This window comes from Ligilactobacillus ceti DSM 22408 (assembly GCF_000423245.1).
GTDB classification, from domain to species: domain Bacteria; phylum Bacillota; class Bacilli; order Lactobacillales; family Lactobacillaceae; genus Ligilactobacillus; species Ligilactobacillus ceti.
On sequence record NZ_KE383993.1, the window covers coordinates 454159 to 468403 of the forward strand.

Sequence of the window (14245 nt, forward strand, 5' to 3'; positions counted from 1 at the left end):
AAAGATTACACAACGAAAATTGATCAAAACACATATACAATTGTGAACCGTCATCGTCAACCGGCTAAACCAGTTCCAACACCAAAAGAACCAACTAAACCGGTGAAACCAGTTCTACCAAAAACCGGGATGAACACAAATGATTTAATGTCATTTATTGGTTTATTGTTCTTAATTACAGCTGGTGGCTTTATGTTGTTAAAACGTGAATTAATGAACTAGTATCAATAAACAAAACACCTCACATTTTGTGGGGTGTTTTGTTATTCGAGCGGTCTGAGTAGATAGTTTGACACTGGAGTAAATCAATGATAAAATGAATTAATATTAAAAAATATACAAAAATAAAACTATGAAGGGATTATATTTAGAGGTGAGGTTATAAATGTTCAAAAAAACTAAAACCTGGGTAATGTTAGCAAGTATGTTGGCGTCATTTGCGGTGATACCAGTTAGTAGCGTAATCCAGGCTAATCAGATCAAAGAGGCGAAAGTTACACCGCAAGTAACTCAGCCCGCACCAGCAGAGCAAAAAAGGAATGATTGTCGAGACAAATGTCCGTTGGGCAAATGCAGCTTTCAATCATCCATCATTACTAATACTAATGACAGTCAAAAAATTTCCGTTGTGATAAAATGGGATGATGATCAAAACCGTGACAAGCTACGACCAAATCAAATTAATATTCAATTATTAGCGAATTGGCAAGTGGTAGGCGAGAAGTACGCATATGAAGGTAATCAATGGCAAGTTGATTTTACTAAATTACCAATTTATGAAAATGGTCAAAAGATTAAATATACGGTTCTAGAAGATCTAGTTAATGGTTATCAAGCAACACTCGAGCAAAAAGATAATAACTTTATTATTATTAATAAGCACGAAGTGGCTTTAACAACGATTGCCGGAAAAGTTGTCTGGGATGATCAAAATGATGTCAATCATATCCGACCAACAGCTGTTAACGTGACGTTATACGCCAATGGAAAAGAAGTAACAACGATTCCTGTCACAGCTGATTGGAAATTTACTTTCAAAGATTTACCAATGAACGAAAACGGAAAACCAATTGTCTATACAATCGGTCAAAACGTAATTAAAGATTACACAACGAAAATTGATCAAAACACATATACAATTGTGAACCGGCATCTTCAACCAACTAAACCGGTGAAACCTAAAGAACCAACTAAACCGGTGAAACCTAAAGAACCAACTAAACCGGTGAAACCAGTTTTACCAAAAACAGGGATGAACGCCAATGATTTAATGGCATTTATCGGTTGGATTTTCTTAATTACAGCTGGTGGATTTATGTTGTTAAAACGTAAATTAACTAACTAGAAGCGAACTAAAACACCTCACAAAATGTGGGGTGTTTTTTTGTGTTTTAGGAGTAAGCATATCGATTGACTCTGGTTTTGAGAGTAATATATTAAAGGTGAAGGGATATATTAATGGAGGGGATTCGATTGAAAAATAAGAATCATGTTAAATCGCGGTATATTGCACAAGCGGTTGTCTGGTTAATTTTATTAATTGTCGCCATTGTGGCCTTACCGAATATTAATCAGTTAGTTCGGGAAAAAGGGCAAATCACAGTTCCAAAATCGGCAACGAGTCAAGTTGCGGATGTTATCCAAAATCATTGGGGACGTCATGAAGATAATACGCGCCAAGTTGTAGTCGTGTTTAATAATGGTGAACAACCACTCACGACCAAACAACAAGCAAAGATTGATCAGACGATTAGTTCTTTACAAAAGCATTCCAAGCGTTATCACATTAAGTCCATGACGGCTCCGAACGAAAATAAATATACAAAAAAACAGTTAATCTCACATGATAAAACAACGCAAATCTTAGAATTAAACGTTGATAAAGATCAAGCCGTTGGTGAGATGACGCAAACAATTACCCAAGCTGCTAAAACGCCCGGTGTGAAAACTTACGTCACGGGGGCGGATATTTTAGATGATGACTTTATTAATGAAACACAAAAAGGCATTAAAAAGACGGAATTCATCACAATTGTCTTTATTTTTATTGTGTTGATGATTGTCTTTCATTCGGTGATTACACCAATTATTTCTTTATTATCAGTTGGTGTGTCGATGTTAATTTCTTTAAGTGTTGTGATGAATTTAGCGAGTCACTTTAACTTTCCTTTATCCAATTTCACCCAAGTTTTTATGGTTGTGGTGTTGTTTGGGATTGGGACGGATTATAATATTTTACTATTTGATCGCTTTAAAGGTGAACTCAGTGATGGCTTAAGTCCGATTGAAGCGACACATTCAGCGCTCAAGAGTGCCGGGAAAACTATTTTATTTAGTGGTTCCTCGGTTTTAATCGGGTTCTCGACCTTAGGTTTAGCCCGCTTTAGTTTGTATCGTTCCGCAGTTGGTGTGGCAGTCGCCGTGGCCATCTTGTTATTAGCGTTATTAACTTTAAATCCATTCTTTATGGCGATTTTAGGGAAGTATGTTTTCTGGCCTAGCAAAAAATTTGACGGTGACGCCAAAAATAAAATGTGGCACGGTATTTCCAAAGCCATGGTGAAACGACCATTTATCGGTTTAGGGATCGCTGTGTTATGTGCTATTCCTTTATTATTAGCTGGTAAAAATGCTTTGAACTATAATACTTTAGTTGAACTACATGATAATATTCCGGCTAAAGAAGGTTTCAAAGTCGTTCAAAAACATTTCTCGAAAGGGACAGCTGAACCAACTACAATTTATATTAAGAGTGACCATCCGTTAAATAATGAAGCTGCCTTAAAAGATATTGATCAAGTTGCGAATAAAATCAAAGCAGTTTCCGGCGTAAAAACAGTTGCTACAGTTACGCAACCGGGTGGGAAAAAGATCAAAGAATTGTATGTCAATGATCAATTAAAAACAGTCACTCAAGGAACTAAAGAAGCCCGCCAAGGTTTAAGTCAAATTAGTAATGGTTTAAATCAAGCGCGGCAAAAATTACAAAACGCCAACCTTGCAGCCGGAATTGCGGGCGTTAATGAACTTTATCACGGCAGTCAAGAACTCCAAAATGGTGCGCAACGATTGGCAAATGGTAGTTCCCAATTCCAACACGGTCTGATTAAATATGCGAATGGCGTTTATTCAGTCCAACAAGGGCTCAATCAGCTCGCCGAGGGAACAGAACCACTTCAAGCGGGCGTTAAACAGCTCACGAATGGCGCTACACTATTAAATAATGGTTTAATGACGCTTAACACGAAAACAACCGCTTTAGTGAATGGTGTTGGTCAATTAACAACTGGTAGTCAACAATTAGCGCAAGGAACGACGGAATTTTATGATAAATTAAACGCCGTGGCACATAATCCGCAAGTTGTCATCATGAACAATCTCTTTAATGATTTGAAAACAGGGGCCGCCGATTTAGCACAAGGTTTACAAATGATGCAAAGTAAACTCACTCCAGCGCAAATTCAAACCCTCGATCAACAAATTAGTGAGTTGGTTAAGGCTTTAAATCAATTACAAGCTGTGGCAACACCGGATATTTCTAAGTTGCAACAAATGACAACTGATTTAGCGCAAAATAATACGAAAGTTCAACAAGATGCCACCAAATTGAAGAACTCTTTAACTCAATTACAAAACACAACAACAGGTATCTTGAATAACCAACAACCAGTTCTTTCGGATGCAGAAATTACCCAAATTATTCAACAAATTAATCAAAAGAGTGGGCAAACATTAACCCCACAACAAGCTCAAGCTGTGACGGCCACATTAAAACAAGTTTCCCAACAAATTGGTCAAAAACAAAAAACAGCTTTACAAGGTTTGATTAGTGGAATTAAGACGGTTAACCCACAAACAACGACTTTACAAAATGATTTACAAACATTAAACGGAACGGGCAATGACTTACAACAACAGCTCCAACAACTAAAAGTCGTTACGGATCAACTTACCAAATTGAAAGTCTTATCTTCGAAATTTAAGACGGTTCAAGCTCTAACTGAATTAAATGCGGCTTTACAAGAATTTCATCTTTTAATTCAAAAATTAGCGCCCGGTGCGGATCAAATCGTGAACGGTTTAAATCAATTTAGCCAAACAATTGGTAAAGTTCAACAACTGATGCAAGCAACATTAAACGGTTCCCAACAAATTAATCAAGGGGCCGTGCAATTAAAGAATGGTTTAGCTGAATTGAACGCACAAATGCCAGTCATGAAAAATGGTATCGCTAAATTAAGTCATGGTTCAACTGAATTGAAGAATGGCTTAGTCACGATGCAAGGCAAGATTCCTGTCTTAGTTAATGCGATTACAGCACTTAACCAAGGAACAAATGAATTAGCTGCGAATAATCCAAAACTCCTCGCTGGCGCTAGTCAAATGGCCACAGGAGCACAATTACTCGCACAAAATCAAGGTCGCCTCACAAATGGTTTAGGCCAAATGGCTACCAAAATTAAGAGCTTAGTTGGGCAAATGGCCGCCTTAGAATCTGGTTTAGCCGCAGCGAGCGATGGAGCGCAACGAATCAATAACGGAATGGGACAAGCTAATGATTACCTCACTGGTTTGATGAATTCCGCTGCAGCCGACACATATTATGTACCACAAAACATTTTAAACGGTGCAGAATACGGACAAGCCTTGTCAGCCTTCCTTTCAGAAGATAATCACGCTGTGAAGTTAGTTGTGATTTTAGATGAAAATCCAGAATCATTGAAAGCAATGCATTCCGTTGAAAAGATTCAAAGTTTAGTTAAAAAATCAATTAAAGGAACATCCTTAGCTGGTGCGACAGTCGCAACTGGTGGGCAAACATCTTATATTAATGATATTCGCCAATTAGCTTCGAAAGACTTCATTCGCACAGCAGCGATTATGTTAATCGGGATTTCCTTAGCGTTAATGTTTATTACGCGTTCCATCTTACAACCAGTTTATATTTTAGGAACGTTGATTTTAGCTTATATTATGGCGCTAGATTTAACGGCGATTATCAGTAAAATAGTCTTACATCAAGATATGTTAACGTGGAATACACCATTCTTTGGTTTTATTATGTTAATCTCACTTGGTGTTGACTATAGTATTTTCTTGATGAATAAGTACCAAAACACCGCCACCTTAGTACCTGATCCAAAAGAACGTATTATCCAAGCTGCCGCCGAAATTGGAGCCGTAGTAGTCTCGGCCGCCTTTATTTTAAGTGGGACATTCGCAGCTTTAATGCCTTCCGGTGTTTTGACTTTAATTCAAGTCGCAACGGTTGTAATTGTTGGTTTAATGTTATTAATCTTCTTAATTCCAACGATGATTCCAAGTTTGATGAGTTTAACGTATGCCGTCAAACAAAAACAATCTAAAAAGAAATCAGAATAACTAAAAATCCCCCCTGGACGCAAGCAGCTAGTCGAGGGGGGATTATGTTATGATAAAGGTATCTTAATAATCAGGAGAAAGAATTATAAATAAACAGATCGCATAACTGGATATTTTAATTCATTAAAAAAGACAAAACATAAAATGAAAAAACTAAAAACGCACAACATCCAAAAAATATTAATCATCTTGGTCGTCATGTTGCTGTCGGGGTGTTCCATCACAAATCAACGCTTGAATATGTTAAACGAAACGTCCCAAACAGAAAGAGACTCAAGCAACCAGATTGAAAAAACGGTTATTAAAGCTTTAGACACAAAAGATCGGAACTTGATTAAAAGTTTATTTTCCAAGCGTGCTTTAAAATATGCGGCTGATATCGATGAAGGAATCGATTATATGTTTCAAATCTATGAAGGACAGTTCAAGAAAAAATATCTGATAACTATGCCTCGGATATGGAGCTGGATGCCGGTAAGAAAAGCTTAGATTACAGTGCCTGGTATGAATTCGCTACAACTAAAGGGAATTATCGCTTAGATTGGGCCACTTATGTCGTGAATGATTTTGAACCAGATAAGACCGGGTTGAAATTTTTAAGATTAAGAAAACAATCCCAACCAGGATCGGACTATTTTGGAATCTTAGGTGTCGCTTATCCTAAAAGAATGCATATTAATCAAACACTTGCTAAGATAGCTGATGCTTTTGAGGGGGATACTTTACAACCTCAAGCAATCTTAGACGTCTTATCAACTCGCACGCTCCAAAATCCAACAACAGCGCAAAATGTACAAAGAATTGTCAAAAAATTAGACATTAGTTCTTATGACGATTTCTGGGTGGAAAATATGGACGTGAATGGTCATCAAAAACAAAATGTCTATGCATATATCAAAAAACATATCAAAGGGACAGATAAGTATAAATTGTATATTTTATATTTTAATTATGATCCGGTCGCTCTCGATAAAATCTCCGTGATGAAATTAACGCAAATCAATCATTTGAAACATAAAGACAAGTATCAATTAGGTGATGCAATTACGACACCGGGAGTGTATTTATCTGAATAAACCGCATAATAAAACCCTTGCTTGAGCAGCACACGCTCTCAGGCAAGGGTTATTTTAATATTATTAATTACGACTGCGCCAACGAGGATCTGTTAAAACACGGGCGACAGTTAAGCCTAAAGGTAAGCTAATCGCTAAAATAATTGCTTTCGAAATCCATAAAGCAGCTGGGGCAACGGCGACATTACCTAAATAATAAAAGGCTTTATACATATCTAAACCGGGCACCATAATCACTAAGGAAGGAACAGTAAGGGAAATGCGTGGGAAACCCGTTTGTTTAAAGAATAAAACAGCTAGTAAACCGGCTGTCATCGCACCAATAAAAGTTGCAGGGGCAGGAAACATTCCCTGACCAATTAAAGCTAAACGTAAAGCATTCGCTAAAGTCCCAATGATGCCGGCACTGGCAGCCATTTTAACGGTACTGTTGAACATAATCGAAAAGCCAAAAACGCCAAAAAAGCCAAAGAATAAACGTAAAGCTAATAATAACCAAGTGTTTAGATGCATTGGTGTAAAGTCACGGGGGGCTAGATGTAAGACGCTGGCAACCATCCAACCAATAATCGTAGCGACAATAATAACAATCAAAGCATGAAAGAAACGTTCAATCCCGGAACGCATATCTTGTTTTGCTAAATCCAAGCCACTCGTAATCAAAGGAAAGCCCGGAATCACGAATAACATGGCGCCGATATAACCGGTAATGTGACCGGCGCTCAAATGTAATAAAGGCATCGAGATCATCACGCAAATCCGATAAATCGTACAAGCCACCGTCACGGAAATGGCGATAGCGACGAGGGGCATTAATTTCTTCGCTAATAATTTAGCCCGGGTAAAACTCCCGGCACCGGCACCCAAGAAGGCGAATAGCATCGCAATCGGATGACCGCCTAATAAAAAGACGAAAGAAGCACACGCAAAACCAGCCGCTAAACCAATTTGCCACGGACGATAAAGAATCGGTGTTTTTTCGATGTTTTCAATTTCGGAACTAATTTGGTGGAGCGTTTTGTTGACGGATGAGAACTCGAAATTCGCAATATATTCTTCTAATAAGCTTAATTTAGCTGTGTTCACGCCACTAGTGGGGATCGTGAGACTCGTTGAGTGGGATTCACCCGAATTCGCATCAAAACAAGTATAGTTAATATTCACTAAACCGATATCAGCATCACAACTAATGCCTAATGCGGCCGAAATAATATTCATCGCTTCCCGAATGCGCCAAGCACCCGTCCCACAACTTAACATCCCCATGCCAATTTGGCCGACGATTAAAGCTTTGTCTTTTAAATCAGCTTGCTTAATCGTACAGTTGGGATTTTGACACATTTTGTCCCAGGGAATCGGGGTATGATGACACATCTTACTGTCGGTGCGCTCAATTTGTGTTCGATTTTCCATAATAATCTCCTACTATTTTTAATCTATTAGTATAATTATAAAACTTATTGTCCGTTTAATCATCTAATGTGACTATTAGTTTTCTTTTTTAAATGAAAAATTATATAATAAAATTATCAAGATAAGAAAGGTTCTGATTAGATGGCGACTATCTTGTTACATGGATTAGGACAAACGGCGGCGAGTTGGAAACAAACACTGCAACATATCACACAAGAAGATGTTGTTTGTCTAGAGTTAAAAGACTTGATTCAAGATCAAACATTGAACTATCAGAATTTGTATCAAAGTTTTGAAGATTATTGTCAAACATATGATGAACCATTAAATTTGTGCGGCTTATCATTGGGTGGGATTTTAGCTTTAAATTATGCGCTAAACCATCCAACGAAAACCCAGTCACTCATCTTGATTGGAATTCAATATAAAACACCACAAAAATTAATTAAATTACAAAATAAAATTATGAAATTTTTACCGGAGCGTGTTTTTGGATCGGCTAGTTTTAGTAAAAAAGAGTTCTTAAGCTTGAGCCAAAGTATGCTGGAGATAGATTTCACGCAAGATTTAACTACAATTACATGTCCGACTTTAGTTATTTGTGGTGAAAAAGATCACTGGAATAAAAAAGCAGCCATTACCTTGAATGATCAACTCGTACACGCGAAATTAAATATTATGCCCAATGCCGGCCATGAAATCAATCGTGATAATCCAAGTGAGCTCGGCCAGGTGATGCAAGAATTTTTAGCGAAAAATAATTTATCAAAGAGATAAAGAGTTAGATAGCAAGATTTATAAAAACAAAAAGAAGTGAGGTTATTTAGATGAATAAGTATGTCATGATTTTTTTGTTGCTAGTATCAATTTATTTAATGATCAAACAATATACAGAATATAAAAACACTCAAAAAATTAATTATTTTGTATTAATTTGTACATTGATTTGTTTTATATGTGCTGTCGCATATATCGTGTTAATGTGGATGGGACTGGCATAATTCACCTCTGTAGAGATTGGTAATATAAAAAGAAAGCATAGGAATTGGTAGATGAATAAAAAAATTCGAATTTTAAATCTGTTAGTCAAGTTGACGGCGATTGTTCTTATAATCGATGGTATCTTAATTCTGGGCGGTATTTATTTTAGTACATTGTCATGGGTGGTTAATATGATTATTGGCCTGCTTTGTTTGGGCGTTGGATATTATTATTACAAAAAAGAAACCTTATTAATCCAACTATACTCACAGCAGTTTACATTCCATGCTCCACCAAAAGCACAAATTGTGGTGGAAGTGGTAGTAATAATCATGAAGTTCATCTTGGCACTTGTTTGTTTAAATGGGATTTTATTTAGATTATTCATCGAACATATGGCAGTTTTTGGTTAAATAAAGCAAAAGAGTATCTCACAAAAAATGTGGGATGCTCTTTTTTGCGTTAAATTGCAATTTTATACATGAAATACGTATTAAAATACTGATTTCCATCTAAAATATTCAAGAGAAGTGATATAATATACTCTGTATACTTATATAGAAAATGATTATAATAATAATAGCGAAATTATACGAAAAAGTTCAAATAACAAGGAGGATTAGATGAATCAAAATACACCTTATTTAGCTTCTCTGACAAGGGAGCCTTTTATGTATGTTGAAATGAAAACCACTGCTTCTCTTTTAAACCAAGGACTAAATGAATTTGAAATAATCGAAAAAGTATTAAATGAAAATCTCTTCCAATATCCTACAGAAAGAACACTAGAAAGAAGAGCAAAAGCCTGTCTCAAACGCTTAAATCATCTTGATAAAGAAATGATTGAGTGGATAGAAAATAGATCAATGGAAGCTTCCAAACAAATTTGTTTATACGCTTTTATGAAAGATAGTCGCTTGATATATGAATTTATGTTGACAGTGATTGGCGAAAAATATGAAACCTTAGATTTTTCATATAGTAGAAACGATATCGCGAAATTTTTTAATAGATTACAAGAACAAAATGAACAAATAGCTTCTTGGTCTGATAGTACTATCAATAAGCTCATCTCAGTATTGGGTGGTGTCTTACGTGATGTTGGATATATTGATACTACTAGAAGTAAAAAATTAAACAAACTGCTACTAGACTATAAACTAAAGGAAAAAATCATAGCAAACGGAGATGCACATATGCTTCCTGCTTTTGATTGTTTTGAGGTATAACTATGAGCGTATTAAACGAAAAAATGGATCGGTTAAAAGTCAAAATGTCAGATGAAGACTTTTTGCACGGTAAAGGATTAAGTAATGAAGTCAATATAAGAATGTTTACCTATGATCCCCAAGATGAAATGGAAGTTCGATATTTTATAGAACAACTCAAATCAGATACACACCTTAAATGTAATATCAAAGAATATAATCTCTACAGTATATTTTTAGGTATTTGTGAAGACAAAAAACTGTTACATAAGATACCTGATATGGAAGCTAAAAAAGGATCTGATTTCTTGCTTAGTAAGATATTAAAGTTTTCAACTACTAAGGCATTTATAGATAAGATGCAAGATGAAGATAGACAACATGGTGATGTAATTTTTCTAACAGGAGTAGGCGAAGTATTTCCGTTTATGAGAGTTCATTCATTACTGGAAGAAATGCAAGTAGCCTTTGACGATGTACCAATCATTGTGATGTATCCAGGTGAATTCAATGGTAGAGAAGTAGTATTATTTAACGAATTTAAAGCGAATGAATATTATAGAGCTTTTAATCTGATATAAAGTGAGGATAAAATTATGAAAATACAAAATATGTTTTATGATGACATTAATCGTAAAATCAATGGTGTTATCAAAGTAGATCAAGACACATTAGATGTAACAAAACAAGAAGTCGATGAATATGTTATTACAAGAGAATTAAAAAAACATTTTATTACATTTTTTAATTCTTATTCAGACTCTTTTAAACAAGAAACAGATGATATTGGTGTTTGGATCTCAGGTTTCTTCGGCTCTGGTAAATCTCACTTTCTTAAAATACTTTCATATATCTTAGAAAATAAAGAAATAGACGGCAAAACTACTGTTGAGCGATTTAGAAATAAATTGGAAGATGATCCAGAAACTTTTATGTTAATTGATCAATGTACGAAAACACCAGCTGAAACTATCCTCTTTAATATTGATATAGAAGGTCCAATGAATAAAGATAAAACTGCAGTCATGCAGGTCTTTGCCAAAATGTTCTATAATCATCTGGGATATTATGGAGATAATTTCAAAGTTGCAAAACTTGAACAATATATTGATAAAAAAGGCAAATTAGATGAGTTCAGACGAGTATTTGAAGAGAAAAATGGTAGTTCTTGGGTAGATTCAAGAGATTCATTTGATTTCCTTGAAGATGAAGTAGTAGAAACACTAGTAGAAGTAGTAGGTATGAGTGAAACTGCAGCAAGAAACTGGTTTGATTCAGAAGAAGAAATCAATCTATCTATAGCAAATCTTGTCAAAGAAATGAAAGACTATGTCAAAGATAAGCCAAAAGACTATCGACTCTTATTTATGATTGATGAAGTTGGTCAATATGTCGGTGGCGATACAGATATGCTATTGAACCTTCAATCTTTAGCTGAAAAAATAGGTTCAGAGTGCGGTGGTAAGATTTGGATCATGTGTACCGGTCAAGAAGCTATCGATGAAATCATTCGCACAAGAACAGATGAATTCTCTCGGATCCAAGCCCGTTTTAAAACTAGATTATCATTATCTTCATCTTCTGCTGATGAAGTTATTCAAAAGAGAATACTTAGAAAAAATAATGAATCCAAGCTATTTTTAGAAAACACTTATGAAAATAGAAGAAATGAAATGGCAAACCTCTTTAAATTTAGAGAATCTGTAGGTGATATTAGAGGATTTGAAAGTGCTGAAGAATTTTCTGTTAACTTTCCATTTGTGCCTTATCAATTTATCCTAATGCAAAAAGTATTTAGTGAAATCAGAAAACACGGGAATGCTGGTAAGCACTTGTCTGGTGGAGAAAGATCAATGCTTTCTGGATTCCAAGAAGCAACACAAAGAATTCAAGACAAAGATGAAAATGCTATTGTGCCATTTTATATGTTCTATGATACAGTTCACACATTCCTTGATAGTTCTATTAGACAGGTCGTAGAAAGATGCGAAAGAGCTATTCAAGATAATAAAGGTCTGGAACCAGGCGATGAAAATGTGCTGAAGCTGCTCTATATGATTAGATATGTCGATGATGTTCCTGCCAAACTGGATAATATTATTATCTTAATGGCAGATGATATCCGAGTAGATAAAATCAACGAAAGAACTAAAATTCAAGAGTCTCTCGATCGCCTTATTAAGCAAAATTATATTGCGAGAACAGGTGATACTTATAACTTCTTAACAAACGAAGAACAAGATGTTGAACGTGAAATTAAAAATGAATATGTAGAACCATCAGAAGTTAGTAGAGATATTGCTGAAATTATTTTCGGCCAAATTTATAATGCTAAAAAATATCGCTATAACAATAAATACGACTTTGATTTTGATAAAAAAGTAGATGATTCCTATATTGGAAAACATTCTGACAATATGGAAATCCAAATACTAACACAAGCAACATCTCAAATAGATAAATATGAGCTTAAATTAATTGCAGCTTCTAACAAAAAAGTGATATGTGTGCTTGCAGAGACAGAGTATTATAACTATCTTGAAGAAGCGAAGAAAATTAAGAAATATGCCCGGAAAAAGAATGTATCTCAACTTCCAAAAACAATGCAAGATATCATTAGAACGAAGCAAGAATTAGCAGAAACATATGAACAAGATGCTAAAGAACAATTAATAGAAGCATTCAAGCAAGCTATCTTCTATATTGATGGAGAAAATGCAAATATCACTTCAGGTACTCCAAAAGAAAAAATTGATATGGCTTTTTCAAATCTTGTAGGTGATATTTATAGAGATCTTAACATGATTGAAGAAAACGCTGATTCAGATGAAGATATCTTGAATTTATTAAGTGGTAAAAACGATGATGGTACGATGAAAGGTTTTGAACCAAATAGAAAAGCTGCCAATGAAGTAGAAACATTTATTGATTTCCAACATAATCAACAACTACCTACTACTATGGCAGATGTACAAAAACGATTCCAAGCAATTCCTTATGGTTGGAAAGAAATAGATGTAGCCTATGTAGTTGCGAGACTGATTTATGAACAAAAAGTAACCATTAAATATGGTGGCGAAACTATTAGAGCAGATAACAAAAGACTACCTGACTTATTAAGAAAGAAAACTGAAATCGGCAAGACACGGATTCAAAAACGTAAAGCAATAGCTTCCAAAGATATCAAAGAAGTAAAAGAATTCCTAAGAGATTTCTTTGGAGCTATGACTTTACCACAAGATGATGATGGCTTAAGTATTTATATTGTAGATAAGTTTGAAGAACTTCAATCACACTATAATAATCTTTTACAAAAATATCAGACTAGAACCTACCCAGATAAGAACAAAATTCACGAAGCAGATAGTACTATTTCAGCATTACTAAAAGCTAAAACTGATAACATAGCTCTAGTTAAAAAACTAATAGATATGCAAGATGATTTATACGATATGCAAGATGATATGGATAAAGTTGAAAGTTTCTTTGACTCTCAAGTAAATACGTTCAATGCAGCGGTAAAACTCGAAGCTGATTTAAAACATGATAGAGAATATTTAGTAGAAGAAACAGAAGTAAATGAAGCTCTTAATCAAATTAGACTAATAGTTTTAATAAACCCTTCAAAAGATAATTATAACTATACAGATATTACAAAGCTTAATAATCTTATGAAGATAGTTCATGATGGTCACGATAAACTTCTTGATGCCAAAAAAGAAGATCTGTTTGAAATAGTGAGAGCATGTATGGAAGAAATTCACTCTGCTGATACTGATACTTTAGATACTAATATAAAAGCTGTAATTAAGCGAAGTGATGATTTCTATACTAACAGAAAAGAAAGTATTACAAATGCAACATCACTAGCAATCCTTGAATCTTATATTCCAGGATTATGGACGCAAAAAGATAAGTTCACAAAACATATAACAGACTTAACCAAGTCTAATCAACATGAAAAAGATTTACTTGAAAAGAAAAGAACTGCACAAGAAAATAAAGCTGTTAAAGAAGAAGTCAAAGAACCTGTAAAAGTTAAGCATATTAAAAGCTTGCATAGACAGATTTTATTCCCAGCTAAAAGAATTGAATCTGAAGAAGAAGCAAGAGCTTATGCCAAAGAAATAGAGCAAAAACTCTTAATATCTATTAGAGATTGTGATGGAATAGATATCAGCTAAT

At 34.8% G+C, this 14245-nt stretch carries 11 protein-coding genes; 10 read left to right on the top strand and 1 reads right to left on the bottom strand.

From position 1 onward, the window contains the following. The 5 genes from G540_RS0105120 to G540_RS0105140 form a co-directional block, all read left to right on the top strand. Window positions 1–222 (top strand): LPXTG cell wall anchor domain-containing protein (locus G540_RS0105120; RefSeq protein ID WP_027107201.1); only part of this gene is annotated, 222 nt, incomplete at its 5' end. Window positions 223–385: 163 nt separating this feature from the next. After that, on the top strand, window positions 386–1345 hold the full coding sequence (locus tag G540_RS07295; protein ID WP_051188971.1) for a Cna B-type domain-containing protein: 960 nt from the start codon (window positions 386–388) through the stop codon (window positions 1343–1345). 128 nt (window positions 1346–1473) lie between these two features. After that, window positions 1474–5382, top strand: coding sequence for an MMPL family transporter (locus G540_RS07120; protein WP_051188972.1), 3909 nt, complete (start codon window positions 1474–1476; stop codon window positions 5380–5382). A gap of 144 nt (window positions 5383–5526) precedes the next feature. After that, window positions 5527–5871, top strand: coding sequence for a DUF5104 domain-containing protein (locus G540_RS0105135; RefSeq protein WP_081653550.1), 345 nt, complete (start codon window positions 5527–5529; stop codon window positions 5869–5871). Next, window positions 5841–6458: a hypothetical protein gene (locus G540_RS0105140; protein WP_027107203.1), complete on the top strand. Its 618-nt coding sequence runs from the start codon at window positions 5841–5843 to the stop codon at window positions 6456–6458. The genes G540_RS0105135 and G540_RS0105140 overlap by 31 nt, the downstream gene beginning before the upstream one ends. A gap of 63 nt (window positions 6459–6521) precedes the next feature. Here the strand turns inward: G540_RS0105140 and G540_RS0105145 are convergent, their stop codons facing one another. Continuing rightward, window positions 6522–7871 carry a threonine/serine exporter family protein gene (locus tag G540_RS0105145; RefSeq protein ID WP_235807547.1) on the bottom strand — a complete coding sequence of 450 codons (1350 nt, stop codon included), beginning with the start codon at window positions 7869–7871 and terminating at the stop codon, window positions 6522–6524. A 141-nt stretch (window positions 7872–8012) separates the two neighbouring features. Here G540_RS0105145 and G540_RS0105150 point away from each other — a divergent pair, with 141 nt between their 5' ends. The 5 genes from G540_RS0105150 (at window position 8013) to brxC (ending at window position 14244) form a co-directional block, all read left to right on the top strand. Further along, window positions 8013–8648 (top strand): alpha/beta fold hydrolase, encoded by a 636-nt coding sequence (locus tag G540_RS0105150; protein WP_027107205.1) that lies wholly within the window; start codon window positions 8013–8015, stop codon window positions 8646–8648. Between the two features lie 275 nt (window positions 8649–8923). Then, complete coding sequence (locus G540_RS0105155) at window positions 8924–9265, top strand: hypothetical protein (protein WP_027107206.1); 342 nt, start codon at window positions 8924–8926, stop codon at window positions 9263–9265. Between the two features lie 210 nt (window positions 9266–9475). Continuing rightward, window positions 9476–10081: a DUF1819 family protein gene (locus G540_RS0105160; RefSeq protein ID WP_027107207.1), complete on the top strand. Its 606-nt coding sequence runs from the start codon at window positions 9476–9478 to the stop codon at window positions 10079–10081. 44 nt (window positions 10082–10125) lie between these two features. Then, a complete protein-coding gene (locus G540_RS0105165) occupies window positions 10126–10641 on the top strand; it encodes a DUF1788 domain-containing protein (protein ID WP_202804129.1) in 516 nt (171 codons plus the stop codon). A 15-nt stretch (window positions 10642–10656) separates the two neighbouring features. Then, the gene (brxC, locus tag G540_RS0105170) at window positions 10657–14244 is read left to right on the top strand and encodes a BREX system P-loop protein BrxC (protein ID WP_027107209.1); all 3588 of its coding nucleotides are present in this window, start codon (window positions 10657–10659) and stop codon (window positions 14242–14244) included. Window position 14245: the final 1 nt, after the last annotated feature.

Excerpts from the sequence above, each read along its gene's own strand:
- G540_RS07295 (WP_051188971.1), top strand. The coding sequence starts at position 386 with ATGTTCAAAAAAACTAAAACCTGGGTAATGTTAGCAAGTATGTTGGCG.
- G540_RS0105155 (WP_027107206.1), top strand. The coding sequence starts at position 8,924 with ATGAATAAAAAAATTCGAATTTTAAATCTGTTAGTCAAGTTGACGGCG.
- G540_RS0105145 (WP_235807547.1), bottom strand. The coding sequence starts at position 7,871 with ATGGAAAATCGAACACAAATTGAGCGCACCGACAGTAAGATGTGTCAT.
- G540_RS0105150 (WP_027107205.1), top strand. The coding sequence starts at position 8,013 with ATGGCGACTATCTTGTTACATGGATTAGGACAAACGGCGGCGAGTTGG.
- G540_RS0105135 (WP_081653550.1), top strand. The coding sequence starts at position 5,527 with ATGAAAAAACTAAAAACGCACAACATCCAAAAAATATTAATCATCTTG.
- brxC (WP_027107209.1), top strand. The coding sequence starts at position 10,657 with ATGAAAATACAAAATATGTTTTATGATGACATTAATCGTAAAATCAAT.
- G540_RS0105140 (WP_027107203.1), top strand. The coding sequence starts at position 5,841 with ATGGAGCTGGATGCCGGTAAGAAAAGCTTAGATTACAGTGCCTGGTAT.
- G540_RS0105165 (WP_202804129.1), top strand. The coding sequence starts at position 10,126 with ATGTCAGATGAAGACTTTTTGCACGGTAAAGGATTAAGTAATGAAGTC.
- G540_RS0105160 (WP_027107207.1), top strand. The coding sequence starts at position 9,476 with ATGAATCAAAATACACCTTATTTAGCTTCTCTGACAAGGGAGCCTTTT.